General features: G+C 66.0%; 1 pseudogene. It reads right to left on the bottom strand.

What is annotated here, in order from left to right:
* Positions 1-487, bottom strand: a pseudogene (locus FK267_RS13350) (IS1634 family transposase); the annotation flags it as partial.
* Positions 488-614 lie beyond the last annotated feature (127 nt).

Genomic DNA, 614 nt, shown 5'->3' with positions numbered 1-614 from the left:
GAGCCCCTCCTGGGGGTGATGGTGTCGATGACCTGGCCGTCGGTGAAGGCGTCACCGGCCCAGTGGAAGTGGGCCTCCAGGTCGCCTGGGGCCCGGGTGGTGCGGGCGCCGACAATGAACCGCAGCCTTGCCTCATGCAGAGACTTGAGGTTGGCCGCTGAGAGCATGCCGGCGTCGGCGACGATGATGAGGTCCTCGATGCCGTGGGCGGCCTGGAAGGCCTCCACCACGGGGATGATCGTGGTGGTCTCAGCCTTGTTCCCCTCCCAGCAGCCGACCTGGAGGGGGAAACCATGGCGGTCGACCAGCAGGCCGACGATGACCTGGGGATCGACCCTACGCTCTTTGGAGTAGCCGACCCGCCGCAGGTCGTCCTCACGCTTAGCCTCGAAATAGAGCGTGGTCACGCCTGCAGGCACAGGGCCAGACCGGAGGTGTTGGTGACGTGCTCGAACAAGGCCCCAGAGATCGCCTGGCGGTAGCCCCGCTCGACACAGCGGCCCAGGGACGCGTACAAGGTGTTGCGGTGAGCCGGGAACGACCACCCCACCCCCACAATCCCAACGAAAAACCCCACCCTGAAACACAAACCACCCCAACCCGTGCAACTCAGG

The sequence above is a fragment of the Actinomyces oris genome (assembly GCF_006546825.1).
Taxonomy (GTDB): domain Bacteria; phylum Actinomycetota; class Actinomycetes; order Actinomycetales; family Actinomycetaceae; genus Actinomyces; species Actinomyces oris.
This window is presented reverse-complemented; position numbering and strand designations above follow the sequence as displayed.